Genomic DNA, 23,451 nt, shown 5'->3' with positions numbered 1-23,451 from the left:
AAGAATATAGAAATTAAAAAATGTGCGGCTTATAACTAGGCCTTTATTCCTCCGTGAAACGCGCCGTGCCTCAAAAAGGATAGCAAAGTCGAAGGATAGCAAAGTCGTCTGTGCTTGTTAAACTGGATTTTCATGCACGTAAATAATGTTGACGAAGAAAATGCGCAGTTCATACAAAAAATTATCCTGCTCAAACGAGACGAGAATATAATCATTTCCAACCCGATTCAGCGTTCCGACGACTGCAAGCTGAAAATAGCCATTGGTCATCACGGACACCTCTTTGCCAATCAAGGGAATTAAATCACCCGAAAGCGTAGTAGCCATGAGCTCCTTTCCTCCTTTTCGGCTTTGCCGGGACGGGCCAAAACCGCTTCTGAAGCCATGGCCTCAGCTCAGGGCTTCTATATTCGTAATGTGGGCCAGCGGGATGATCATAACCGACTGGGCAGAAGTGGTGAAGCTTGCAAGCGTCTGCTCCAGACTAAGCACGGTTCCAGCAAAGCCTGTCGGCTGTCCGGCAGTCATGACGGTAATGAGTGTCCCGGCATCGAGGAAGCCGGTAAGTACAGCAAGCAGCTCGGTGAAATCGACATTTCCCGAGGTGCCGGGAGGGCCCTGGGGCCCGGCTGGCCCTGGGGCGCCGGCGGCTCCCGGCGCTCCTGCCGGGCCGGGGATACCGGCGGGGCCGGCTTCGCCCTGCACGCCCGGCGGCCCTGGCTCGCCGGGCAGGCCCTGCGCGCCGGGAGCGCCAGCTGGCCCGGCGGCTCCGGCAGGGCCGGCAGGCCCCGCGATGCCGGCGGGGCCTGCAAGGCCGATTGTGCCCGGCGCGCCTTGCTCGCCGGGCACTCCAGGCTCGCCGCGTGCGCCCGGCGAGCCAGCTGCGCCTTGCGGTCCGGCTGGCCCGGACGCGCCGGCGATGCCTTGGGCCCCGGGTTCCCCCGGAGGCCCGGCAGGCCCGCGAAAGCCGCGCGAGCCGATGCAGCCGTAAGAAATACGCGGCTTAGGGGCTCCTTGAGACTGCGCTGGCGTAAAGCGATAAACCTTGCAATGCTTATGAAAACGTCGGCGGGCAGAGCAGCCGAAAGAAGGTCGAGCCAGCTTGCGAAGCTTTTTACGTTTGCGTATGCATGGGGACGGTTTTGGACGCAGTCTTTTTCTGATTTTACGACGCTTGCGGCGTTTAAGTGTAGGCGACGTCAGCTTGCTCCTGCGCGGAGGAGGCTTAAGAAAGGAAATCATGGCGTATCCTCCCATTTTTTATTTAAAATATAGGAAAGCATAATGTTATCCTTTTTCTATATTTCTCGGGCTGAAACGCGCCGCGCCGCTAAAGGATTGCGACAGTCGTTTCACCTTACTATATATGTATCCGGTAACCAAGCAGATGGGACTAGGTAGCTCCCTATTTTTGCGCACAATTTGACAATTGCCTGTCATGGATTGCCGAGCGGGCGAGAAAGGCATATAATTAAAACGGCAAACATCGTACTTTTTCGTACAAATATGAACATTAGGGGAGGCTGTACCTGTGAAGAAAATCAAGGTGCTTCAACAAATTGTAGATGCTGGCGTTGTCGCTGTGCTTCGCGCTGATTCGGCGGAGGAAGTTGTAGAAATGTCCCGCCATGCGATAAAAGGTGGTATTAAAGCGATTGAAATTACGCTGACCGTACCGTTTGCGCTTCGGGCAATCGAGCAGCTCAGCAAGGAATATTCGGTGGATGCGGACCCGCAATCGGATCAATTTGCTATTATCGGAGTGGGAACGGTGCTTGATCCGGAATCGGCGCGCGCGGCGATTTTGAGCGGCGCGGAATTTGTCGTTTCCCCGGCACTTAACCCTGATACTATAAAGCTATGCCATCGTTATGCAATTCCGGTTATGCCAGGCACGATGACCGTCAATGAAATTCAGCATGCGCTGGAGCTGGGTGTTGATGTCGTGAAGCTGTTCCCTGGCAATCTGTACTCGCCAAGCGTTATTCCTTCGATTAAAGGACCTTTGCCGCAGGCAAATGTGATGCCGACCGGCGGCGTATCGTTGGATAACCTCGGCGAATGGGTAAAGGCGGGCGCGGTTGCGGTTGGCATTGGCTCCGATTTGACGAAGGAAGCTGTGAAAACAGGCGATTACTCCTTAATTGAAGCGAAGGCACGCGCTTATATCGAAGCTTACCGCAGCGCGAAGCGCTAAATTTCACCTCTCGCCACTGCTTTTTATGAAAGCGCATTAGCGAAAAGCGGCGGAAAGCAGCCTCTGCAAGGCGAACGGGCAGCCTTATCGCAAGCAATTGAGGTGCTTTTGACGCATATGGATGGCGAAAGCTGTTTGCGTTTGATAAAGTAGGAGTAGGTTGTTCAAGATTTTGAAGGAGGCTACTTAAAAGATGGAATATCGGATTGAGAAGGACACAATGGGTGAAATTCAGGTTCCTGCGGACAAGCTGTGGGGCGCTCAAACGCAGCGCAGCTTGCAAAACTTCAAAATCAGCGGAGAGCGGATGCCGATTGAGGTCGTTCATGCCATGGCTATTATCAAAAAAGCTGCAGCAATCGCCAATGAAAAGCTCGGTGTGCTGGATGCGGAGAAATCTGCTGCTATCGGTGAAGCGGTAGATGAAATTTTGACAGGCCGCTGGGATGAGCATTTCCCGCTTGTCGTTTGGCAGACGGGCAGCGGTACACAAACGAATATGAACGTCAATGAGGTTGTAGCGTTTCGCGCCAACCAACTGCTTGAGGAGCGCGGCAGCGCCGTTCGCATTCATCCGAATGATGATGTCAACCGCTCCCAAAGCTCGAACGATACATTCCCGGCAGCGCTGCATATTGCTGGCGTAGTAGCGGTGGAGCAGCGCCTGATTCCGGCTATTGATGTGCTGGCAAGAACGCTCCAGGACAAGGCGGAGCGTTTCAACGATATTGTGAAAATCGGCCGTACGCATTTACAGGACGCAACTCCGATTACACTTGGCCAAGAGATTAGCGGCTGGTACGCAATGCTGACTAAAACGCGCAAAATGATCGTGCAAAGCGTTGACGAAATGCGCGAGCTGGCGCTTGGCGGCACAGCGGTAGGTACAGGCCTTAACGCGCATCCGGATTTCGCGGTGCAGGTAGCGGCGGAAGTGACGACACTTACAGGCAAAACGTTTATTACAGCGGAAAATAAATTCCACTCGCTGACAAGCCACGACCAAATCGTCTACACACACGGTGCGGTTAAAGCGCTGGCGGCTGATTTGATGAAGATCGCCAATGATGTTAGATGGCTGGCCAGCGGCCCGCGCTGCGGTATTGGTGAAATCTCGATTCCTGAAAATGAACCGGGTAGCTCCATTATGCCAGGTAAAGTAAATCCGACGCAAAGCGAAGCCATTACGATGGCGGTTTGCCAAGTAATCGGCAACGATGCGACGATTGCATTTGCGGCGAGCCAAGGCAATTTTGAGCTGAACGTGTTCAAGCCAGTTATTATCTACAACTTCCTGCAATCCGTTGCTTTGATGGCGGACGGCATGATTTCCTTCAATGACAACTGTGCGGTTGGCATTGAGCCGAACGAAGCTGTAATCAAGCGTAATCTCGATCAATCGCTCATGCTCGTAACCGCGCTTAATCCGCATATTGGCTATGAGAATGCAGCAGCCATTGCGAAAAACGCGCATAAAAAAGGGCTGACGCTGAAAGAATCGGCGATTGCCAGCGGTCTCCTGACGTCCGAGCAGTTCGATGAGTTTGTGAAGCCGGAAGCAATGATCGGCAAACGCTAAGCGGAGTATCAGCGGCACTAGCTCCACTAACTTAGTTTGTTCTATAAGGAAAATCGAATAAGTATAGAAAAGAGCCTTTGATGTCCTAAGAAATGTGGGATATCAGAGGTTCTTTTCTATTTTTATTATTGAACATATGTTTACTTTTGTGCCGGGCATATGATCAAACGAGTGGATCATTAGCGGAATGTTAAGATATTATATTCATTTTCACGGCTGAATGTTAAGACAATGTAAATTTAGATGACAATTAAAGATAGCTTAACAATATTTTTTTGTCAAAATGTTTACAATAGCTCTACTCTACTTTATATTAAATATTAAATAGAGATAAAAAGGTTTCTTTTTTTCATTGATTTATGTTTATATGAAATTTTGATAAGGAGTTGATCGATGAAAAATGCACAAAAAGTAAATTCGTTGTGGATTTTTCGCATGTTTACCCGGTTTATTGCACGAAATGACAACAAGATTCGACAAAATGATATTAATGTCATATATATGTGAGAGAAAAGAACTATGTATGGGATTATCCTAGGAAAAAAGGGGAGACTGTCTATGAGACGAAAGTTTCAGGCGTTCAAGCGGCCAGTCAGCCTATTTTTGGCTGCTATTTTGCTTGTAGGAACGATATTGGGTGGTTTTGGTGCGCCTGTGCAAGCGGCCGTGAGCAATGACAACATTGTCATTTCACAAGTGTATGGTGGCGGCGGCAATGGTGGCGCGCCAATTAAACAGGACTTTATTGAATTATATAATCCAACGGATTCACCAATTTCCCTTGCGGGCTGGAGTGTGCAGTATGCTTCGGCTACAGGGGCCTTTACACCGAATACAAATGTACACAATTTTAGCGGTACGATTGCCGCTAAAGGCTATTTCCTTATTCAAGAGGCGGCGGGAACGAGCGCGACGGCTGCTAATCTGGAATCGCCAGATGCCATTGGTTCGCTGAATATGGGCGGTACCGCTGGTAAAGTTAGACTTCTTGATGCAAGCAGCGCAGTAGTAGATCTAGTTGCCTATGGTTCGACGGCGACTGGTGGAGAGGGTACGCCAACTGGCGACCTGGGTGCTGCATTAGCGGCTATCCGCAAAGCGATGAATCCGGGTGATCGGGCGCTGGATACGGATAACAATAACGCTGACTTTACGGTAGCTGCACCAAGCCCTAGAAACTCTTCTTACGGCGCGGTTGCAAGCGTTTCGGCTAGTCCGGCGGGAGGCGAGGTTCCAGCAGGAACGTATGTAACCTTGTCTACAGCAACGGTTGGCTACAGCGTTTATTACAGTGTCTACAGCCCGGATGCACCGGTTGCTCCGGAAAATTTTGCAGCTTATGCTTCGCCTATCGGAGTTACAGCTCCAATGACGCTTCATGCGTATGTGAAAAATACAGAAGGCACAATGGCTGGCCTGACTGAATTCTCTTATACAATAGCAAACCTTACGCCCGTTGCGATTTCGGATGTGCGCAGCGCAGCGGTAGGCTCGAAGGTTGTAACGCAAGGGACAGTTTCCCATCGCACAGAATCTGGCGGCAAAGTGAATTTGTTTGTTCAGGATGCCAATTCTGCAGTCATTGTTAGAGGAACGGATTCAGGTGCACAGCCAGGGGATGACGTTGAAGTTTATGGTCAAACTTCGCTGTACAATGGCTTACTGCAGCTGGACACTGATCTGGTAACAGGCGGTTATGTCATGATTAATGGCCAAAGCGGGGTTCCTGAGCCGACCGTCATTACTTCGACGTCTTTCGGTACGAGTGACGCAGTGCGGAATCAATCCGAAGGCCGTTTGGTGCAAATCAATAATGTAACCATTAAGCGCGCGGCAAGCGGTGTATTCTTTGCAACGGATGCGGCCAGCAGCCAAGAGATCGCGATTTATTCCTCCGATACGGCATTCGCGCTGAACAAAACGTTTGAGCAAGTGACAGGCGTAATGACTTATTACACAGGCGTGGGCCTTGAGCTTGTTCCAAGAGGCTCATCCGACATTGTGGAGCGCAAGCTTTCCGTTACGTCAAGCCTACCTTCTGGCGGCATTGCGGCTGGTGGAACGGTAGAGCTTAGTACGCTAATGAATGGCGGAGTTATTCATTTTACGACGGATGGATCAACACCGACATCTGCAAGCCCGGTATACAGCGCTCCAATAACAATTAATGCTGATACAACGATCAAAGCAATCGTAGTAGCGGGTGCTGAGACGAGCTCTGTATACACATTCGAGTATACGGTGCTGCAAAATACAGACGGCATCAAAATTCATACGATTCAAGGCAAAACCCATCGTTCCATTTATGAAAATGTAGCGGTGACCAATGTTTCCGGTATCGTCACATCGGTAAGCACGAACAGCTTCTACATGCAGGAGCCAGACAGCAGCATCGATAACGATCCTGCTACCTCAGAGGCGATTCAAGTGTATAAAGCGGCGCACGGCGCTCAAGTGGGAGATATGGTAACGGTTGATGGTACGGTTGTAGAGTTTGGGACTAGCCCTGCTCTGACAGTCACGCAAATTACAGCGACAACCATTACGAAGGGCTTGCCTTCGCAGCCATTACCTTCGCCGATTGTACTCGGTACAAATGGACGTATCGTCCCGAACGTCATTGATACCGATAGCTTCGGAGCATTTAATCCCGATGGCGATGCGATTGATTTCTTCGAAAGCCTGGAAGGCATGCGCATTCAGTTGAATGATGCCCGCATTACTGGCCCTTATGCTAACTCGGTTACGCCAGTGACTTTCGATAATGGCGCTAACAATCCGATTAAAACCGATGCAGGCGGCATTGTGCTTACAGGTGATGGCACGCAGCCATTCGACAGCAGCCTGAATCCACAAAAATTGTATATCGCGGCAAAGCCGGCCGGTCAGGATATTAAAACAGGCGACCAATTTAATGCTCCGATTACAGGTGTTTTGAATTATACGAGCAATTTGTTCAAGCTCATTCCTGATGGCACGTTGCCAGCTATTACGTATTCATCGCGTGCACAAGGTGTTGCGACTACGGTTGCAGCAGCTGATAAGCTGACGATTGCTACGTTCAACGTAGAAAATTTCAGCAGCAGCCAGACGGCTAAAGCTGCAAAAATCGGCGGCATTATCGTAAACAACCTCAAGACTCCTGACATTATTGGTCTTATGGAGGTTCAAGATAATAATGGCGAAACAAACAACGGTGTAACGGATGCGAGCCAAAGCTTCCAAGCATTAATCGACGCTGTTGTTACTAAAGGCGGGCCAACCTATGCCTACACGGACATTGCTCCAGTAGACGGGCTGGATGGCGGAGCTCCGGGCGGAAATATCCGTGTAGGGTACTTGTATAACACAGCGCGGGTAACACTTGCGACTGGAACGAAAGGCGACTCAACAACTGCTGTACAGGTGAAAGGGGATGGCAGCCTGTCTGTGAATCCGGGCCGAATCAGCCCGACGGACGTTGCCTTTAATGCTTCGCGTAAGCCGCTTGCCGCAGAATTTAACTTCCAAGGTAAACGTATTGTAGTTATCGCGAACCACTTTAATTCCAAAGGTGGAGACGGTCTTCCTTGGGGAACGATCCAGCCGGTTATCCGCAGCAGTGAAACACAGCGTGCTCTGCAAGCTGGAATCGTAAATTCCTTCGTATCGCAGCTTGTAGCTAGTGATCCGAATGTTAATGTAACGGTGTTAGGCGATCTGAATGACTTCCAGTTTTCGAAGACGCTTGATATTTTGAAGAAGGATGTTTTGACTAATCTTGTAGACGAAATGCCAGAAAAGGATCGTTACTCTTATATTTATGATGGCAACTCCCAGACGCTTGACCATATTTTGGTCAATGATGCTCTGACAGACTATTCGGCGATTGAAGTGGTACACGTCAATGCTGACTTTACGGATTCAATGGGACGCGTCAGCGACCATGATCCATTGCTTGCCCAGCTTGATCTTGGCAGCAAGCCGGTTGTCGGCAATGACAATTTCTCACTGCGTGTATTGCACACGAATGATACACATGCGCATCTGGATAACATGGCGCGCCGCGTGACGGCAATTGAAAGCCTGCGCGACGACAATACACTGCTGCTTGATGCAGGCGATGTGTTCTCGGGTACGCTCTATTTCAATCAATTCCATGGTCTTGCTGATCTGTGGTTCATGAACTATCTGAAATATGATGCGATGACATTCGGCAATCACGAGTTTGATAAGGATGCAGCGACGCTGGCAGCGTTCATTAGTGGGGCGAAATTCCCATTCGTTGCTGCGAATGTGAATTTTAGCGGTGAAGCAGAGCTTGGCAGTAAATTCGTTAATAGCATTCCACAAGTGGATGGCGCAGCGAATGATGCTAAAATCTACCCGGCTATCATCAAAGAGGTTGATGGCGAGCGGGTTGGTATTTTCGGCTTGACGACACCGGATACAGCATTGCTTGCATCCCCGGGCAACGTTGTATTTAACGATGTGAAAGCAAGCGCAGAAGCGACAGTTGCACAGCTGGAGTCGCTCGGGATTAATAAAATTATCGCATTGTCCCATATCGGTTATACCGAGGATCAGAATCTTGCGGCTGAGGTGGACGGCATTGACATTATTGTCGGCGGCCACTCGCATACGCAATTAAATGAACCATTTGTATATCGTAAAAACCTAAGTGCAGATCCAACGCTTATCGTTCAAACAGGCGAGTATGGCGTGAATTTGGGGCAACTGGATGTTAAATTCAATGCGGCAGGCAAGCTGACCTCATGGGATGGCAAGCTGGTGAATGTAGATCAGCAGGTTAACTCGCAATATGTATTTGCGGCTGATCCAACTGCTGCAGCTAAAGTAGCAGAGTATAACGCTCCTTTGGCTGAGCTGAAGAAAACGGTAGTAGGCAAAACTGACGTAGCGTTAGACGGACTCCGCAAAAACGTGCGCAGACAGGAAACGAATCTAGGTAACCTGATTGCAGACGGCATGCTGGACAAGGTGAAAAATAGCCCATTGATCGATAAAACAGGCATTGCCGGTTATGTGACGATTCAAAATGCAGGCGGAATTCGCGATTCGATTCCGGCAGGCGACATTACGCTTGGTCATTTGCTTACCGTTATGCCTTTCGGCAACAATTTGACAGCGCTGAAAATGACAGGACGTGAAATCATAGCTGCACTCGAAAATGGCGTCAGCGGCTCCACGCCAGTTAGCGAGGAAGGCAGATTCCCGCAAGTGGCAGGCATGAAATTCTACTATGATATGACGAAGCAAGCGGAGATGTACAACTCCGTTCTCGGCGAAATTACTTCGCAAGGTCAACGTATCCTAAAGGTTCAGGTGCTGAACGACAAGGGCAAATATGTTGACATTGATAAAGAGGCTTATTATATCGTAGCAACCAACTCTTTCATGGCAAATGGCGGCGACTTCTATCTGTCCATGAAGGCAGCGAAGGATGCTGGACGCTTCTATGAACTGAATTTTGTAGACTATGAAGTGTTCAATGAATATTTGAGCAAGGTGGGTACGGTGAACATTGGGGTAGAGGGTCGTATTACCAATGTGCAGAATGCATTCGATTTGCGTGTTCTTCATACGAACGATACCCATGCACATCTGGATAATGCCCCGCGTCGTATAAACGCAGCGATGGGCCTGAAGAATGAGAAGGAAAATGCCTTGCTGCTGGATGCGGGCGATGTATTCTCGGGTACTTTGTATTTCAATCAATTTAAAGGACTTGCTGATCTTTGGTTCATGAATGAAATGAGATACGATGCCATGACGTTCGGAAACCATGAGTTTGATAAGGATGCTGCGACGCTGGCGGCATTTATTAGAGGGGCAAACTTCCCATTTGTCAGCTCGAACGTTGATTTCAGCGGCGAAGCAGAGCTTGATGCTTTGTTTAATGATGATATTATTTATTCCTTGTCATCCGATGAACGCAAGGCGGAAATTCATAAGGCAATTATTAAGCAGTTTGGCAGTGGGGATGTTGGAGTTGGCATCATTGGGCTGACAACGCCGGATACGGCGCTGCTTGCTTCTCCAGGACAAGTGAGATTTGAGGACTATGTGGAAAGTACAAGAGAAACAGTTGCAGCTCTGGAACAGAAGGGTGTCAACAAAATCATCGTACTGTCCCACTTGGGCTACGGCGAGGATCTTAAGCTGGCAGCGGCAGTTGAGGGCATAGACATTATCGTCGGCGGTCACTCGCATACGCAGCTGAATGAGCCGACTGTTTATCAGAAGACGGCTGACGCAGCTTCTACCTTGATTGTACAAACGGGAGAATATGGCGTATATCTAGGCAAGCTGGATGCGATTTTTGACGCTCAAGGCGAGCTTGTAGTGTGGAATGGCGAGCTGGTTAATGTAGACGAGAAGATTGGCTCGAATTATAAGTTCAACGCTTATCCTGGACATACTGCGAAATTGGAAGAATTCAAAGCGCCAATCGCAGAGCTTCAGAAGACGGTTGTTGGCAAAACGGATGTTGCACTCGATGGTCTTCGTAAAAACGTGCGCAGACAGGAAACGAATCTTGGAAACCTGATCGCGGATGGCATGCTGGACAAGGTGAAAAATAGCCCATTAATCGACAAAGCGGGCATTGCCGGCTATGTGACGATTCAAAATGCAGGCGGAATCCGTGATTCCATCCCTGCTGGCGACATTACACTAGGCCATTTGCTGACGGTTATGCCATTTGGCAACAATCTGACGGCACTGAAAATGACAGGTGCAGAAATCACTGCTGCTCTTGAAAATGGCGTCAGCGGCTCTACGCCGACGACAGAAGAAGGCAGATTCCCGCAAGTTGCGGGCATGCGCTATACTTTCGATTCCACGAAGAAGCCTGAAATTTACAACTCGGTTACCGGTGTTGTGACGCAGCAGGGCGAGCGTATCGTAAAAGTAGAAGTGCTGAATGAGCAAGGCGAATATGTAGCGCTTGATCCAAATGCGTATTACATTGTAGCGACGAATTCCTTCATGGCAAATGGCGGAGACTTCTATCTGTCGATGAAAGCAGCGAAAGACGCTGGCCGCTTCTATGAACTGAATTTTGTGGACTATGAGGTGTTTAATGAATATTTGGCGAAAATCGGTACAGTAGATATCGGCATTCAAGGCAGAATTACCGATTTGCTAGGTTCCGGAAACCCGGGCACAGGAACTCCTGGGACGAGCAATCCAGGAACGAGTACTCCTAGCCCGAGCCCGACACCTTCTGTATCTCCGAGTCCAGATCCAAGCCCGACGCCAACTCCAGCTCAGCTGAAGGATGTAACGGGACACTGGGCAGAGCAGTCGATTAAGCAAGCGGTAGAGCAAGGGATTGTAAAAGGCTTCACAGACGGTACATTCCGCCCTGAAGCGAATGCGACTCGTGCAGAGTTTGTAACGATGGTTAGCCGTGCATTTAAGCTTGGAGATGCAACGTCAGTACCGAATTTCCGCGATGTGGATGCGATTCCGGTATGGGCACGCTCCTTCGTAGCGCAGCTGTCGGAAGCGGGACTCATTAGCGGTTATGCGGACAATACGTTCCGTCCAAGCAATCCATTGACCCGTATTGAAATGACGGCGATTATGGTACGTGCACTAGATATTCCAGTTGATCCGGCGGCAACGGTAGATTTTGCCGATGCGAGTGAAATTCCAGCTTGGGCAGTTCCTTATGTAGCTGCGGCAGCCAAAGCAGGCATTGTACAAGGGGCGAACAATAAGTTCAATCCAAATGCTAAGGCCACGAGGGCTGAGGTTGTCACCTTGCTGCTGAATGCAACGAAATACGCAGAAGCAAGCAAATAAGCAAAAGGCATTTAATGAAATAAGCGAGGCCGTCCCAAGGCAGTATTTACACTGCTTTGGGATGGCCTTTGTTTTGTTTTGTTTAAACAGCAGCTCCCGCAGAAATGAGAGCAATTTGTTCATTTAACTGGCCGCTGCATAAGCCGCCATGATAGCAAATCACATGCTCAAGCGGGTAATCTGCAAGTACTTTGAGAGAATGCAGCGCCATTTCATAATCGAGCGTGGCAGCAGGAATAGGAGGTGCTAGCTTGTTATTTTCTGCGATAAGCGCATCTCCGGCTATTAAAGTATGGCTCGCGTGATGGTACAAGCTGACATGTCCGGGTGTATGTCCCGGCGTATTAATAACGCTGACGCCGCCGCATATATCAAGCTTGTCGCCGCCAAGCAGCTGCGCTGTTACATTTGCGTGGGGCGGATGCTCCAGCATTTTTCGAAAAGCGGCGCGGAACGCAGCGGGCGTTTCCGGTGGAAACATTAGGTCTAGGCTCGCGAGCGCCTCATCGGTTATTTTAATCAGGCGTTTGCGTCCTTCAATGTAGGGCTTCTCGATGTCGCTGCTCCACACGCGTGGTGCTTGATTAGCTTGTTCGATAACGGCGGGCAGACTGCCAATATGATCGATATCTTGATGGGTAAGTACGATGTCGGTTATGTGTTCGAGAAGTACGCCTTCTTGTGCCGCGGCCTCCTGAAGCAAAGGAAGCTGCCCGGGATGGGCAGTGTCTATAAGGATTTGGTGATCATGATCCCAAATAAGGGTGGGGTGAATGGTTGTGGGTTTTCCCATAATGATGGCTGTAATCTCAAGCATGGCAATGCCTTTTACAAGCAGCATACGATCCCTCCGATGAACATCAGCTCAAATTGTGCTTGGCCAAGCATGTATATCATAAGGGGTAAACATTTCAATGTAAATAATAAAATATTATATTATAACACAAATAATTATTTTTGTCAATATACAAATGAGGTGGCTGCTAAGCGGGGTGGAGGGGCGTGGATTATGATATGATAGTTGGAAAGGGCGGCTTTTCCAAGCGATCTATTGCAGGAAAAGCTAGCTTGGCACAACTATCTCTGATGTAAAGTAGGTTATTGCGATGCATTTATTATCAGTCGAACATATTACGAAAAGCTACGGGGAAAAAATGCTGTTCGAGGACGTTACCTTCGGTCTCGAGGATGGCGACAAAATTGGTATTATCGGCGTCAATGGGACGGGTAAATCGACGTTCCTTAAAGTGATTGCCGGGCTTGAACCAGCGGATGCGGGCAACATTTCCATTGGGAACCGTGTGAGTATTCGCATGCTGTCGCAGGACCCGGTGTTTACGCCGGGAGAAACGGCGCTTGAGCATGTGCTGGGTGGCGATTCGCCGCAGCAGCGTGCTGTGCGCGAGCATGTGGAGGCGCTTGAGGCACTTGAGCTTCATCCAAATGACGAGGCGCTCCAGCAAAGGCTGATCAAAGCGAACCAGCGGATGGATGAATCGGACGCTTGGACGCTGGAGAGTGAAGCGAAGATTGCGCTCGCAAAGCTTGGCATTCTTCATTTTGACGAGAAGGTCGAGACGTTTTCCGGTGGGCAGCGCAAGCGGGTAGCGATGGCGGCGGCACTGCTCCAGCCTTCGGATATTTTGATTTTGGACGAGCCGACGAACCATATTGACAATGATTCGGTCGCTTGGCTGGAAGGCATGCTGCAGAAGCGCAAAGGTGCGCTGCTTATGATTACCCATGACCGGTATTTCCTCGATCGGGTCAGCAATCGGGTCATTGAGCTGGACGGCGGACGTGCTTATTTCTATGAAGCGAACTATAGCCGTTTTCTGGAGCTTAAGCTGGAACGGGAAGAGCGTGAGGCTTCTACAGAGAACAAACGCAAAAACCTGCTGCGCAGCGAGCTGGCCTGGATCAGGCGCGGAGCCAAGGCAAGAACGACGAAGCAGAAGGCGAGAATTGATCGCTTCGAGGATTTGAAGGCGCAGGCGCCTAAGCAAAGCGCGGGGAAAATGGATGTATCAGTTGCTTCCACTCGCCTTGGACGTAAAATCGTCGAGCTGGAAAAGGTGACGAAGCGCTTTGGCGAGCGGACGCTCATTTGTGATTTCAGCTATATCGCCGTACCGGAGGATCGGGTGGGCATTATCGGACGCAATGGCAGTGGCAAGTCTACGCTGCTGAAGCTGATTGAGGGTAGGCTGGTGCCAGATGAAGGGACAGTTGAGCTGGGCCTCACCGTTAATCTCGGCTGGTTCTCGCAGGAGCATGAAGAGATGGACGAGTCGCTGCGCGTCATTGAATTTATCCGTGAAGGTGCGGAGCAGGTGAAAACGGCGGATGGCTCGCTCATTTCAGCGGGACAAATGCTGGAGCGGTTTTTGTTCCCTCCTGCGATGCAATGGAGCCCGATCGGCAAGCTGTCAGGCGGCGAGAAGCGCCGTCTCCAATTGCTTCGCGTGCTGATGAAGGCGCCGAACGTGCTGCTGCTCGATGAGCCGACGAATGATTTGGACATCTCGACCTTGGCCGTATTGGAAGATTATTTGGATGATTTTCCGGGCGTCGTATTTGTTGTATCTCATGACCGCTACTTTCTTGACCGGACGGTCGATAAAATTTTGTCCTTTGAGGATGGCGTCATTACACAGCATACAGGCAACTATAGCGAATATCAGGAGTTTGTAGAAAAACATGGCTCGGCGGCTGGTTCATCGTCAACGCCGGGAGGAGCGTCGGCGGGCGGAAATGCGAAGAATGCTGGGGCAGGCACGGCGGCAGCTGCTGGAAGCGGGAGTGCAGCGGGCGAATCGAATGCAAAAGCCGGAACGGGCGGCAGTAAAGAACGCGCGCTCAAAATGTCCTACAAGGATCAAAAGGATTTTGAGCAAATTGACAGCTGGATTGAGCAGGCTGAAAATGATATTGCGCACATTGTGCAGCGCATGGAGGAATCCGGCAGTGATTCGGTGCTGATTCAGCAGCTATCGGAGGAGCAGCAGCAGCTAGAAGAAAAGCTGGAGCAGCTTATGGAGCGCTGGACAGAGCTGAATGAGCTCGCTGAGCAAATTGCCGCTCAGAAGAAGGGCTAATGATAATGGGGCCTAGAAAACAGGAGAGGGAGATGGAGATGTTTTCAGAAGTACGCAACATTTATTGCATTGGACGGAATTATCGTTTGCATGCATTGGAGCTGGGCAATGAGGTGCCTGAATCGCCGATGGTATTTACGAAGCCAACTCATGCGCTTGTGCCGATGGATGGCAATGTTGTGGAGCTGCCGGGTAATCAAGGCGAGGTTCATTTCGAGCTGGAGCTGGTGCTGCGGGTTGGTAGGACGCTTGAGCCGGGCATGGACCCTGACGCATGTATCGATGGCCTGGCGCTGGGACTTGATATGACGCTACGCGATGTGCAAAGCAAAATCAAAGCGAAAGGCCAGCCATGGCTTCCGGCCAAAGGCTTCAAAGGCTCCGCTCCCCTTGGCGCATGGCTGCCGTACCCTGGTTCAGAAGAGCTCAAGGTCCATGATTTTGCGCTGCTTCGCAATAATGAAGAAGTACAGCATGGCAATTCTGCCGATATGCTGTTTGATATTGGAACGCTGCTTCGGCACATTAACGACAACTACGGGCTTGGGCCGGGCGATCTCATTTTTACTGGAACGCCAGCAGGTGTTGCGGCTTTGCAGGATGGCGACAAGCTCTCGGCATTGTGGCAAGGCAAAGAAGTAGCTAGCTGTTCAATTAAGCTCGTATAATCGGATTCAAACAACCAAAAAGCCCTCAAACCCGCGCAGTTCGCAGAGTTTGAAGGCTTTTTTTGCGTCGCAGCCTTCCTTGCGGGAGAGGCTGTGACAGCTGAATAGGAGGTGCACCTATGCGAGCGTGTGGCATGATTTTTTGAAAATTAAGCGTTAAAAGCTTTCAGCATCCATACATGCTTCTCAAGCGAGGTGTGGATCGCAAGCAGCATATCGGCTGTCGTCTCATCATTCGCTTCTTGGGCAATCGACATGCCAGCTTTCAGTTCTTCGATAATAGTCGAGAAGTCGGTGATGAGAGACTCAACCATAGCAGTAGCTGTTTCTTTGCCTGTAGCATCTTTGATGGAAGCTGTCTCCATATATTCTTTCAACGTTGCGACAGGCTTGCCTTCCAGCGCGAGCAGGCGCTCAGCCAGCTCATCGACATTCAAAGCGGCCTCTTCATAAAATTCTTGAAACTTCACGTGCAGGGTGAAAAATTGCGAGCCCTTCACGTACCAGTGGAAGTTATGCAATTTAATATAGAGGACACTCCAGTTAGCGATTTGTTTATTTAATACCTCATGTGTTTTTTTCATTATCGTTCATCCTTTCGTTTCCTGATTTTATGTTTCTTAAAGGGGAGTTTGCTAGACGTAAACTCAAAGGCTAACAAGCTAATTGTTTAATTTATAATAATTACTTATTTATAATTATTACAAATAGTAAGCGTTTTGTCAAGCTCGGCTCGCTGCATTCATCCGATAACATACTATAAACGCCCGAGCTTTATTTTAAACAAGCTGTTAAACAGACAGTGCTATTTTATGCGTTTCATTGTCTTTTTAACCACAGGCGGTAACCGCCATAAGATATGGCGAAAAAGGCGGCGTATACGCCCGCGAATAATGCGAAGCTCGCCCAGTCTTTAAACATATTTTGTCCCATATAAGCGAATAGCAGCATAAAAGGGATTTTGCCAAGAGCCGATGCGATGGCATACGGAATCAGCCGTACAGAAGTGACCGCAGGATAAATATTGACGACCATATGGGGAATGATCGGAATTAAACGCGCTGTCAGAATCGTCAGAAACGGCCGTTTTTCCATCGTTGCCTGAAGCTTATCCAGTTGGTTGAATTTATGGAGGAAGGCTTTTCCTTGCTCTAGGAAGAGATAGCGCGCCAGCAGAAATACGATGATGGCAGCAAGTGAAGCGGCCAGCCAGCTAATGAATGCCCCAAGCAGCGGACCGTACATATAACCGAGCAGGGCAATCATGATCTTGAATGGAACGACGGGAACGAGCACGAGGAACAGAGCGACGAGAAAGACGATAAATACAGATGGGGTGTCATTTTGCAGCCAATCGAGCAGATTGTTTTTGTATATAAAAACGGTGACGAGCAATAAAGCATAAATAATGGCGGAAACCCATTTCAGCATAACTATCTCCTTTAGCATGTCCTTGGCGGTACTTCTTTAATCTTAGCTGTTGCATGCTGGTGGGTGCAACCAAGGATAGTGTGCAAACGGCAGTACTACTTAAACTTGGTACTAGCTGGATGTTGCCTTTACGCTAAAATAGGAAAAAAAGCCCATGGGGCGAAAAAGGGGAAGCAGTCGTTGAAAGAGAGAGAGTGGAGTACCATTATTTTAGCTGCGATACTTATTAGCTTTCCGATTATGTTCTTTACTTGGATCATCTATGCTATTGTGATGCTGTCAACAGGCTCGAAATTATATGGAGCATTAGTCATTGCGGCTTCTGCGCTTATAAGTATCTTTTATTTGCTAGCTTATATTGATGTCATAAAAGAAAAGGTTTTCTGGTCATTGTGCGGTTCAGCAATCTTAGTCGTTGCAATATTCTTTGTGATCGGATGGAGATATGAACAATACGTAGAGAAGTTGAAAATCGTCGATGATCAAGCGATAAATATGAGTAATTATGAACCTTTCCATGAGGGGACGAAGGCGGTATCCCTACCAGAGCCGGCAACGCTCAAGATCCGCAGTAAGCTTCCGCATCTGGATGGCTCAACCGCCCTATATCCGATGTATGCGGCATTCGTTCAGGCGGTATACAAGCAAAAGGAATATCCCTACTATGGGCAGGACAGTGAGGTTCAGGTGAACGGTACAGAGGATGCCTATAATCGCTTAATTAAAGGCGAGGCTGATATTATTTTTGCGCCTGCACCGTCCAAGGATCAGGAAACTCAGGCAAAAGCCGCGGGTGTGGAGCTTACGCTGACGCCGATTGGCTATGAGGCTTTTATATTTTTCGTAAACAGTCGCAATGAGGTGCAGAACTTGACGCTGGAGCAGATTCAGGGCATTTATGCAGGAGAGCTCACGAACTGGAAGCAGTTTGGGGGCGAGGCTGAGAAAATTCGGCCGTTCCAGCGCCGAGAGAACAGCGGCAGCCAGACGATGCTGCAAAAAATCATGATGGATAAGCAACTGATGGAGCCTGCGAAAGAAGATGTTAATTCCGGGATGGGCGATATCATTAAACAAACCGCAAACTACCGCAATTATAAAAATGCAATCGGCTTTTCGTTCCTTTTCTACGCCACCGAAATGGTGCACGAGCAGCAAATCCATTTGCTGAGAATAAACGGCGTGGAGGCGAACCGCGAGAACATTAGAAACGGGACCTATCCGCTTACGGCGCCGTTTTATGCCATCACCGCAAGCAGCGACAACCCTAAAGTACAGCCGTTTATTGACTGGATTTTATCGCCGCAGGGTCAATATTTGATTGAGAAAACAGGGTATACACCGCTTAAGTCGGAGTTACACGCTGCACGAAGATAGACTTTGGCGGACACAGCACCGGCTATTTCAACCGAATCACGGGTTTAGGACAGGCCGCGGACTCAGGAGCCGCTAATGCGCTGTCCATCCCCATTTTGACGGGATTTTTAGGGTAATAACGGATCTCCTGTCCGCGAACGGTCTGAAATCGGATCAAAATCCAAAATAGCGGCACCTCAGTCCTTGAAAAATAAAAGTGTGCATCCCGAGCTCGGCTACCAGCAGCAATTCATTCAAAATGAAACCTGCTTAATCTTCAATGGAATTAACCTTCTGGCCATCACGCTTTTTTATCCTTCCTTCAGCCCTTCTTAACAGGAACATGCATCGAGGATTCGCGGACGATCAACCGATGCGGAATAATGGTGCTCGATTGGTGAATCGGCTCGTCTTGGATGAGACGGACAAGCTTCTGCGAGGCGGTGTAGCCAAGCTGATAAGTGCCGATATCGGTGGAGCTGATTGGAGGCGTGGCAAGCTCTGAGAGAGCGATATTGTTAAAGCTTACAATGCAAATATCGTCTGGAACGGAATAGCCAAGTTCGGTAAGTCCGCGCAGTACGCCGAAGGCGACCACATCATCAATGACGATGAGCGCGGTAGGACGGTCAGGCATTTCCATGAGAAAAGACATTGCCCGAAACCCGCTTTCCTGCAAAAATTCGCCCTCAACAACCCATTCCGTATTCAGCTTCAGCCCAGCGTTAGCTAAAGCTTGGTGATACCCCTCCATTCGGTCGAAGGAAACGGTCAAATTGCGCGGTCCGCTAACAAAGCCAATTCGCTCATGGCCTTGCAAAATCAAATGCTGGGCCGCATCATAAGCCGCCTGCACATTATTGTTGTTGACCGTTAAAATATGCGGATTCGAATCGTCTGTACGTCCAATCAGCACGCTCGGAAATTGCTGCTCATTCAAATAATGAATGAGCGGATCTTTGACGCGTGCGGATAGAAGAATGACGCCATCAACCCGGCGTCCAAGGACAAGCCTTGATATCGTTTCGATTTCATCATGCTCGCCAGTAGCGGTTGTCAGCAGCATGTCATAACCGGCTCTAGTGGAATGTGTCAGTATGCCCCGCAGCAGCTCCCCAAAGAAAAAGTCCTGGAACAGCTCCTCCGCAGGCCTTGGCAGCATAATAGCCAGTGTATTCGTTGTTTTGGAGACAAGGCTTTTAGCCATCGCATTGGGATGGTAGCCCATTTCCGCCATAATGCGTTTTACTTTATCTGCTGTTTCTTTACTAATGCGGGGGTGTTTAGAGACGACCCTTGATACGGTCGAAGGAGACACCCCTGCCGCTTTTGCAATATCTTTTATCGTTACCATAGTCTAATCGGGCTCCTGTCACTTTAACTGTGCAATCGTTTGAACATTATAGTTACATGTTAATGCAAGCGCTACCGAAAAGTAAATACGCTTGAGATTTAAAAATGGAAAAATGATGAAATCATAAGAAAATGGAAGTAAAATGCAGTGATTAAGCGAAACAAACGGATAATTTCAGCATTTTGAGCTGTGCAAACGTTTTAACAAACCTTTGTCCATGTTGTATGATAAATCCGTTAATCAAACGCTTACATCGCAGTTAACGAATAGATTCAAGCTGATTATATCGATTGAAAGCGGCTTGAATGATTTTTGCACGATCATTTGTACAAACGTTTGCACAAACAGAGGGAAGCGTTTGGAGCATCTGTATCGGTAGGCGTGCAGCAAAGGCATCACATTATGGAGGGGGATTTTTAATGATGAAGAAATGGTTGGGAGTATTTATCGTCTGTGTACTCGTGTTTAATTTGGCAGCATGCGGCAATGCGGGTAATGGCAGCAATAACGTGAGTGCGCCGGAAGCTTCCTCTACACCTGCAGAGCCAGGGGGGAGCAACGCTGTCAATGAGGAAGAGGGCGAGCTGCTGCCGGAGGATGGAGCAAGTCTCATCATCTGGGAAGGCAAATCCCAGCGTGCGTTTGTAGAAGCTTTGGCGCAGGAGTTTACGGAGCAATACGGCGTTCCCGTCAAGCTGGAGGAGGTTGAAAATCCGGATCAGGTGACGAAGCTGACGACGGATGGGCCAGCGGGGCTGGGAGCGGACATTGTTGTATTCCCGCATGATCAGATCGGGCGGGCCGCTTCTGCCGGTCTCGTGCTGCCGAATGATTGGTTTGGGGAAGAAACGGCAGGCGAAAATGATCCCAATGCAGTAAGCGCGGTAACCTTTGAGGAGATCCTTTATGGCTATCCGCGTTCCGTCGAAACGTATGCGCTGCTTTACAACAAAAAACTCGTTCCAACGGCTCCAAAAACGTTCGACGAGGTCATCACATTTAGCAAAACGTTTAATGATCCGAAAAAAAATAAATATACGATTATGTGGGAGCTTCAGCAATTTTATTATGATTATGCCTTCCTTGCCACAACCGGCGGATATATGTTCGGCAGCAATAATACAGATAAAGAAGACATTGGCCTAAACAATGAAGGCGCAGTGGAGGGAGCCAAGTTCCTTGCTTCGCTGAAGGAAAGCCTGCTGCCGCTCAATACTGGCGATATTACATTTGATATTAAAAAGGGTCTGTTCATCGAAGGCTCCTTGGCGATGGATATTAACGGGCCATGGGCGCTTGCTGATTACAAAGCTGCTGGAATCGAGCTTGGCGTAGCGCCGCTGCCATCGATCAATGGAAATCCAACGACCTCGTTCTCGGGCGTCCAAGGCTATTATGTAAACGCATTTACGAAATATCCAAATGCATCGAAGCTGTTTGCACGATTCCTGTCTACGAAAGAGTCCCAGCTTCGCAACTTTGAAATGAACGGTACGATTCCGGCAAATTTAGAAGCGGTCCAAGATCCTAAAATTCAAAATGATGAAATCACGAAAGCTTTTTATGAGCAGTTTTCCCATTCTACGCCAATGCCAGCTATTCCGCAAATGGCTAGTGTATGGGGGCCGATAACAGCCGGCATCGCTGATATTTGGGACGGGGGAAAAGATGTGAAAGCTACTCTCGACAACTCGGTAGCACAAATTAAAGATGCCATTGCCAGCCAATAACACGTTAGCGAGAGCTTATTTTCACCCGCCAGAGGAGCTGCGGCGGGTGAATTTTAGTCGGGAGGGAGCCGGAGCGCAATGAAGCAGCATCGCACAATTGCTGTACTATTATCGATCGTGCTGCAAGGTTTGGGACAAATTTATAACCGGCAGTGGTTAAAGGGCATTCTTTTTATGCTGCTTGAAGTGGCGGGGTTCATCTATATTGCACCACGTCTCGGTGGGGCGATCTGGGGCCTTGTTACTTTAGGCGAGAAGACGCAAAAATTTGTGAAGGTTGGCAAAGTGGCGCAAATGGTCAAGGGCGACCATTCGATTTTTTTAATATTGGACGGGTTAATTCTATTATTTCTCGTATTTGTGCTGCTGGGCGTGTATGTGTGGAATATCATGGATGCTTATCGCAATGGCAAGCTGCGGGATGAGAATAAGCCTGTCAGAACGTTCAGGCAATCGTATGAGCATGCAACGACCTTTTATTTTCCGTATTTTATGCTGGCGCTTCCGGCGCTAGGCGTGCTTTTTTTCACGATTATGCCTATCGTGTTTACGGTCATGCTCGCTTTTACAAACTATTCGGCTCCTGATCATATTCCGCCAGCGAAGCTTGTCGATTGGGTAGGGTTCAAGACGTTTACCGATCTTGTGAAAATGAAGTCATGGAGCCACACGTTTGTAGGCGTGCTGATCTGGACGATTATTTGGGCCGTCCTGGCGACGGTGACGACTTATTTTGGCGGAATTCTCGTTGCCCTGCTGATTGAGCAGAAGGGTATTCGCTTCAAGAAGCTGTGGCGCACGATTTTTATCATTCCGTATGCGATTCCGCAGCTCATTTCATTACTGGTCATGAAAAATTTATTTAATGGCCAATTCGGGCCGATTAATCAATATTTAGGCTACTTTGGACTCGGCGGCCTGCCGTGGCTCACCGATCCTTTCTGGGCCAAGGTGACGGTCATTACCGTCAATATGTGGATTGGCATTCCTGTCAGCATGGTGCTTATACTTGGCATTTTGACCTCGATTCCCCGTGATTTGTATGAGGCTGCTGATGTGGATGGGGCGTCGACGCTGCAAAAATTCCGCATTATTACGATGCCGTTTATTTTGTTTTCGACGATGCCGATCTTGATTATGCAGTTTGCAGGCAATATTAATAACTTTAATGTGATTTTCCTCCTGACGGGCGGCAATCCGGCGAAGGGCGATTACCAGTTTGCTGGTGCGACCGACCTGCTGATTACTTGGCTCTATAAACTGACGCTCGATAACAATAAATATAATGTGGCTTCGGCCGTTGGCATTATTATCTTTTTAATCGTGGCTATTTTCTCGATCTGGAATTTCCGGCGCTCGAAATCGTTTAAAGAGGAGGATATGATCCAATGAGAAAATGGAAAAGCAATGCCCGTCTGACCTTGAGCTACGCGCTGCTGCTGTTTATTTCGGTGGTCGCAATCTATCCGGCACTATGGGTCGTTCTGTCTTCGCTGCGCCCGGGAGGCTCGCTGTACAGTGAACATTTTTGGCCTAGGCAATTTACGCTCGTTCATTATGCGGAGTTATTTACCAGCAAGGCCTATCTATATGGCACGTGGTATTTGAATACGCTGAAAATTGCCGTCGTCACGATGATTTTATCGACGATACTCGTAACGCTCAGCATGTACGCCCTATCGCGGTTTCGCTTTCGCGGGCGCAAGACAGCCTTGACGGTTATGCTGGTGCTCGGGATGTTTCCGAGTTTTATGAGCCTGATTGCGATCTATATCATATTGCTGCAATTAAATTTGCTTGATACGCATATGGCGCTTATTCTGGTCTATTCGGCGGGGGCCGCGCTGGGCGGATTTATTGTAAAGGGCTTCTTTGACACGATTCCCCGCAGCTTGGATGAGGCGGCCAGAATAGACGGGGCCTCGCATTTGCAGGTGTTTGCGAAAATCATGCTGCCGTTGTCGAAGCCAATGCTCACCTACGTGGCGCTGACCTCGTTTACTGGCGTATGGGGCGATTTTATTTTCGCAAGGCTGGTGCTGCGTACGAAGGAAAACTGGACAGTGGCGGTGGGAATGTGGGATTTGGTCAATTCGCTGCAAAATAGCAATTTCACGATGTTCGCTGCTGGCTCTGTACTCATTGCGATACCGATTACGCTGCTATTCATCTTTCTCCAGCGTTTTCTCGTACAGGGGCTCACCTCTGGCGCATCGAAGGGGTGAG

15 protein-coding genes are annotated in these 23,451 nt (G+C 49.0%); 9 read left to right on the top strand and 6 right to left on the bottom strand.

All coding sequences use genetic code 11. The features are described 5' to 3' along the window. Positions 1 to 117: 117 nt before the first annotated feature. Both ACSR9A_RS08675 and ACSR9A_RS08670 read right to left on the bottom strand, forming a co-directional pair. Positions 118 to 327: a hypothetical protein gene (locus ACSR9A_RS08675; RefSeq protein ID WP_341280957.1), complete on the bottom strand. Its 210-nt coding sequence runs from the start codon at positions 325 to 327 to the stop codon at positions 118 to 120. A 63-nt stretch (positions 328 to 390) separates the two neighbouring features. Further along, entirely contained in the window at positions 391 to 1,242 is an 852-nt protein-coding gene (locus ACSR9A_RS08670; RefSeq protein ID WP_473756728.1) for a collagen-like triple helix repeat-containing protein, read from the bottom strand. A gap of 289 nt (positions 1,243 to 1,531) precedes the next feature. Here ACSR9A_RS08670 and ACSR9A_RS08665 point away from each other — a divergent pair, with 289 nt between their 5' ends. The 3 genes from ACSR9A_RS08665 (at position 1,532) to ACSR9A_RS08655 (ending at position 11,588) form a co-directional block, all read left to right on the top strand. Beyond that, a complete protein-coding gene (locus tag ACSR9A_RS08665; RefSeq protein ID WP_341280959.1) occupies positions 1,532 to 2,197 on the top strand; it encodes a bifunctional 2-keto-4-hydroxyglutarate aldolase/2-keto-3-deoxy-6-phosphogluconate aldolase in 666 nt (221 codons plus the stop codon). Between the two features lie 193 nt (positions 2,198 to 2,390). Continuing rightward, positions 2,391 to 3,776 (top strand): class II fumarate hydratase, encoded by a 1,386-nt coding sequence (fumC, locus tag ACSR9A_RS08660; protein ID WP_341280960.1) that lies wholly within the window; start codon positions 2,391 to 2,393, stop codon positions 3,774 to 3,776. A gap of 558 nt (positions 3,777 to 4,334) precedes the next feature. Continuing rightward, positions 4,335 to 11,588, top strand: a complete 7,254-nt coding sequence (locus tag ACSR9A_RS08655; RefSeq protein WP_473756725.1) for a 5'-nucleotidase C-terminal domain-containing protein — start codon at positions 4,335 to 4,337, stop codon at positions 11,586 to 11,588. 82 nt (positions 11,589 to 11,670) lie between these two features. On the opposite strand, the gene ACSR9A_RS08650 is transcribed toward ACSR9A_RS08655, so the two are convergent. After that, positions 11,671 to 12,429, bottom strand: coding sequence for an MBL fold metallo-hydrolase (locus tag ACSR9A_RS08650; protein WP_473756723.1), 759 nt, complete (start codon positions 12,427 to 12,429; stop codon positions 11,671 to 11,673). Between the two features lie 265 nt (positions 12,430 to 12,694). Here ACSR9A_RS08650 and ACSR9A_RS08645 point away from each other — a divergent pair, with 265 nt between their 5' ends. Continuing rightward, positions 12,695 to 14,686, top strand: a complete 1,992-nt coding sequence (locus ACSR9A_RS08645; protein WP_473756721.1) for an ABC-F family ATP-binding cassette domain-containing protein — start codon at positions 12,695 to 12,697, stop codon at positions 14,684 to 14,686. A gap of 38 nt (positions 14,687 to 14,724) precedes the next feature. Next, on the top strand, positions 14,725 to 15,354 hold the full coding sequence (locus tag ACSR9A_RS08640) for a fumarylacetoacetate hydrolase family protein (RefSeq protein WP_473756815.1): 630 nt from the start codon (positions 14,725 to 14,727) through the stop codon (positions 15,352 to 15,354). Between the two features lie 149 nt (positions 15,355 to 15,503). On the opposite strand, the gene ACSR9A_RS08635 is transcribed toward ACSR9A_RS08640, so the two are convergent. Beyond that, positions 15,504 to 15,938, bottom strand: a complete 435-nt coding sequence (locus tag ACSR9A_RS08635) for a Dps family protein (RefSeq protein ID WP_445933790.1) — start codon at positions 15,936 to 15,938, stop codon at positions 15,504 to 15,506. A 235-nt stretch (positions 15,939 to 16,173) separates the two neighbouring features. Then, positions 16,174 to 16,785 (bottom strand): TVP38/TMEM64 family protein, encoded by a 612-nt coding sequence (locus ACSR9A_RS08630; RefSeq protein WP_473756719.1) that lies wholly within the window; start codon positions 16,783 to 16,785, stop codon positions 16,174 to 16,176. A 180-nt stretch (positions 16,786 to 16,965) separates the two neighbouring features. Between ACSR9A_RS08630 and ACSR9A_RS08625 the strand changes: the two genes are divergently transcribed. Next, on the top strand, positions 16,966 to 18,162 hold the full coding sequence (locus ACSR9A_RS08625; RefSeq protein ID WP_473756717.1) for a PstS family phosphate ABC transporter substrate-binding protein: 1,197 nt from the start codon (positions 16,966 to 16,968) through the stop codon (positions 18,160 to 18,162). Positions 18,163 to 18,463: 301 nt separating this feature from the next. Here the strand turns inward: ACSR9A_RS08625 and ACSR9A_RS08620 are convergent, their stop codons facing one another. Beyond that, entirely contained in the window at positions 18,464 to 19,495 is a 1,032-nt protein-coding gene (locus tag ACSR9A_RS08620; protein WP_473756715.1) for a LacI family DNA-binding transcriptional regulator, read from the bottom strand. A 419-nt stretch (positions 19,496 to 19,914) separates the two neighbouring features. Between ACSR9A_RS08620 and ACSR9A_RS08615 the strand changes: the two genes are divergently transcribed. From ACSR9A_RS08615 to ACSR9A_RS08605, 3 genes are all read left to right on the top strand, one after another. Then, a complete protein-coding gene (locus tag ACSR9A_RS08615) occupies positions 19,915 to 21,225 on the top strand; it encodes a sugar ABC transporter substrate-binding protein (RefSeq protein WP_473756713.1) in 1,311 nt (436 codons plus the stop codon). Positions 21,226 to 21,303: 78 nt separating this feature from the next. Beyond that, the gene (locus ACSR9A_RS08610; RefSeq protein WP_473756711.1) at positions 21,304 to 22,617 is read left to right on the top strand and encodes a carbohydrate ABC transporter permease; all 1,314 of its coding nucleotides are present in this window, start codon (positions 21,304 to 21,306) and stop codon (positions 22,615 to 22,617) included. Next, positions 22,614 to 23,450 (top strand): sugar ABC transporter permease, encoded by an 837-nt coding sequence (locus ACSR9A_RS08605; RefSeq protein ID WP_473756710.1) that lies wholly within the window; start codon positions 22,614 to 22,616, stop codon positions 23,448 to 23,450. Before ACSR9A_RS08610 ends, ACSR9A_RS08605 begins: the two co-directional genes overlap by 4 nt. Position 23,451 lies beyond the last annotated feature (1 nt).

Source organism: Paenibacillus sp. R-74696 (genome assembly GCF_055814915.1).
This window is presented reverse-complemented; position numbering and strand designations above follow the sequence as displayed.

Excerpts from the sequence above, each read along its gene's own strand:
- ACSR9A_RS08645 (WP_473756721.1), top strand. The coding sequence starts at position 12,695 with ATGCATTTATTATCAGTCGAACATATTACGAAAAGCTACGGGGAAAAA.
- ACSR9A_RS08670 (WP_473756728.1), bottom strand. The coding sequence starts at position 1,242 with ATGATTTCCTTTCTTAAGCCTCCTCCGCGCAGGAGCAAGCTGACGTCG.
- ACSR9A_RS08635 (WP_445933790.1), bottom strand. The coding sequence starts at position 15,938 with ATGAAAAAAACACATGAGGTATTAAATAAACAAATCGCTAACTGGAGT.
- ACSR9A_RS08615 (WP_473756713.1), top strand. The coding sequence starts at position 19,915 with ATGATGAAGAAATGGTTGGGAGTATTTATCGTCTGTGTACTCGTGTTT.
- fumC (WP_341280960.1), top strand. The coding sequence starts at position 2,391 with ATGGAATATCGGATTGAGAAGGACACAATGGGTGAAATTCAGGTTCCT.
- ACSR9A_RS08655 (WP_473756725.1), top strand. The coding sequence starts at position 4,335 with ATGAGACGAAAGTTTCAGGCGTTCAAGCGGCCAGTCAGCCTATTTTTG.
- ACSR9A_RS08620 (WP_473756715.1), bottom strand. The coding sequence starts at position 19,495 with ATGGTAACGATAAAAGATATTGCAAAAGCGGCAGGGGTGTCTCCTTCG.
- ACSR9A_RS08640 (WP_473756815.1), top strand. The coding sequence starts at position 14,725 with ATGTTTTCAGAAGTACGCAACATTTATTGCATTGGACGGAATTATCGT.
- ACSR9A_RS08630 (WP_473756719.1), bottom strand. The coding sequence starts at position 16,785 with ATGCTGAAATGGGTTTCCGCCATTATTTATGCTTTATTGCTCGTCACC.
- ACSR9A_RS08610 (WP_473756711.1), top strand. The coding sequence starts at position 21,304 with ATGAAGCAGCATCGCACAATTGCTGTACTATTATCGATCGTGCTGCAA.
- ACSR9A_RS08650 (WP_473756723.1), bottom strand. The coding sequence starts at position 12,429 with ATGCTGCTTGTAAAAGGCATTGCCATGCTTGAGATTACAGCCATCATT.
- ACSR9A_RS08675 (WP_341280957.1), bottom strand. The coding sequence starts at position 327 with ATGGCTACTACGCTTTCGGGTGATTTAATTCCCTTGATTGGCAAAGAG.
- ACSR9A_RS08605 (WP_473756710.1), top strand. The coding sequence starts at position 22,614 with ATGAGAAAATGGAAAAGCAATGCCCGTCTGACCTTGAGCTACGCGCTG.